This window comes from Alphaproteobacteria bacterium (genome assembly GCA_019746225.1).
Taxonomy (GTDB): Bacteria; Pseudomonadota; Alphaproteobacteria; order Paracaedibacterales; family VGCI01; genus VGCI01.
On the sequence record JAIESE010000014.1, the window covers coordinates 1 to 2,379 of the forward strand.

Genomic DNA, 2,379 nt, shown 5'->3' on the forward strand with positions numbered 1-2,379 from the left:
TCCGCACAGAAATATCACGGTATTTTCCGAGTGGCTTGCGTTTAGGTTTTTGGTATACCTATACCAATGGCCATGACATCATCAACAACCAAACCTACTATGATAAGGGGATTTTCTTCTCTGTACCCCTTGATATCTTCTACACCCGTTCCACACGCACCCGTTGGGGTTATGGCATGTCTGCCTGGCTGCGTGACGTGGGCGCAAGCGCCTATTCAGGCACCGAGCTCTATGAGCTGATCAATCAAGAACGGCAATGAAATAGATAAACAAGTCGATTAATTGTCATCGTCCACTTTCCCGGTCAAGGTTCAAGGCACCAAGAAAAGCAACAAAAGAATAGTGATGAAATCGGTCGAGTAGCCCGTAGGAGTTTCACCTTCGGGCTCTCACAGATCCGTACGTGAAACTCTCGCTTCATACGGCTCTTATCATTCAATCATTTATATTTCAGCTACCAGTGTGCAAATAATTTTGGATCTCTTTGTTGAATCATCGAAATCCATTTACCTGCCTGCTTAATACTGCCATGAAATCTCTTAAATTTCTTCGTCGCCCATTTGACTAACCTGTCATTTATACTTTCTAAAACTTTGTCTAAAGCTGATTTGTAAAATTTACCGTAGTAATTCATCCATCCTCTGATGATTGGATTGCATTCTTCAGCAATTTCATTCAGAGATTTATCTGTAGCACTATGTATTTTCAGTTCTACTAATTTCTCTCTAATTTTCGTAGCTGCTTTATCACTAACCGCTGGTAGAAAACCCATGAACAATTTTCCCATCTTATTCTTTGCATCTCTCATCTTAAATGTGTACCCGAGAAAGTCGAATTTGATATTAGGAAATTCTCCATTTCTGTCATCATCTTTGCAGTATACAATCTTCGTCTTTATGGGATGTACTTCTAGATTACATTCCATAAGACGACTTTTGATATTTGTGAGTAGCTTCTCAGCTTCTTCTTCTGTCTTACAATGTATGACTATGTCGTCGGCATACCTTTCGAACGGGTTCAAGGGGTATTTCATTCTCATCCACTCGTCAAATGCATAATGCATAAACAAATTTGCTAAAATAGGGCTTATAACCCCTCCTTGAGGGGTTCCTTTTGTTCGTGGACTAATGGTTCCGTCTTCCAGCATGGCTGGAGCTTTTAGCCATCTTTCTACATACAATAGTATCCATTTGCAATCTGTATGTCTATTAAGAGCTTTCATGACTAAGTCATGATCCATATTATCAAAGAATCCTTTGATATCTAAATCTATAACCCAGTCATAATCCCAGCATTTCTTTCTCGCTACTCCAATGGCATCTTTGGCTGATTTGTTCGGCCTATATCCATAAGAGTTCGGATGGAAACATGGATCTAAATCAGGTTCAAGATACATTTTTACAACCATCTGCGCAATTCTATCCCCCACAGTTGGTATGCCAAGCTTCCTCTTTTTTCCGTCCGATTTTGGTATTTCTACCGTTCGCACAGGTGGAGGAAAGTATGTTCCTGAGGACATACGATTCCAGATTTTGTAGAGATTATCTTGAAGATTTTCTTCAAAATCTTTTATCGTAACTCCGTCTATGCCTTCTGATCCTTTGTTTGCTTTGACCCGTTCATAGGCCTTTAAAATGGCGTACTTCGAAATTTTAAATGATTTTGCCTGGCTCATATGTTCCTCTTGATTTTCAATTGTCATACAAGTTTGGCTGAATGATACAACCCCTTCGCTTCCCTTCCTTTACAGAAGATTCAACACTACTACGAGTTGTTCCGCCCCTATCTTTCGCATCGATACTTTCACCCTTATGATTCTTTCACTTGGGCTTTTCTCTTAACATCAAAAGCTAGGTTCCTACGTTCCGTTCAACAGCCATGTGTCAAGTTCATGCCATCTCTATGCCGGATGCCACTCGAACAGTAATCAGGTTTTCCTTCGAGCTCTTCTTAGCCTTGCTTCGGAAGGCTAATTTCGACATCATCCTACAAATTTCGACACCTCATCAATGGTTCATTTACATTCATCTCCTTGACACTCATCTGACTCAATCTTAGTTGAGCCTTTTCCTTAATGCTCACCACATATAGCTCTTAACTATTGCAGCTTAAGGTGATTTAAACCCCTCCCTGAAGAGTGATTTAAGGGGCCTTCCCTCATCTAATTGAACAGTTAGCTGATTGCTATTTTTTTTTAGCATCAGTTTATCGTAGCGCACCGAAGCGTTTGGAGTGAGAAAGTCTTCTTTCGCTTTTCTAGCGACACATTCTTTTAATCAATAGGGGCAAAAAAATCATTGTTCGTTTTATAATTTTTTAAGGCAGAAAAAAATTAAACGCAAAGGCGCGAAGACGCTAAGACGCAAAGATTAAATGAAA

At 39.9% G+C, this 2,379-nt stretch carries 2 protein-coding genes; one reads left to right on the top strand and one right to left on the bottom strand.

Going from position 1 to position 2,379, the window contains the following annotated elements:
• The coding region (locus K2Y18_02830; protein MBX9804671.1) for a YjbH domain-containing protein at window positions 1–260 on the top strand (260 nt) is incomplete at its 5' end.
• 194 nt (window positions 261–454) lie between these two features.
• Here K2Y18_02830 and ltrA read toward each other — a convergent pair.
• On the bottom strand, window positions 455–1,675 hold the full coding sequence (gene ltrA, locus K2Y18_02835) for a group II intron reverse transcriptase/maturase (protein ID MBX9804672.1): 1,221 nt from the start codon (window positions 1,673–1,675) through the stop codon (window positions 455–457).
• Between the last annotated feature and the right edge of the window lie 704 nt (window positions 1,676–2,379).

Excerpts from the sequence above, each read along its gene's own strand:
- ltrA (MBX9804672.1), bottom strand. The coding sequence starts at position 1,675 with ATGAGCCAGGCAAAATCATTTAAAATTTCGAAGTACGCCATTTTAAAG.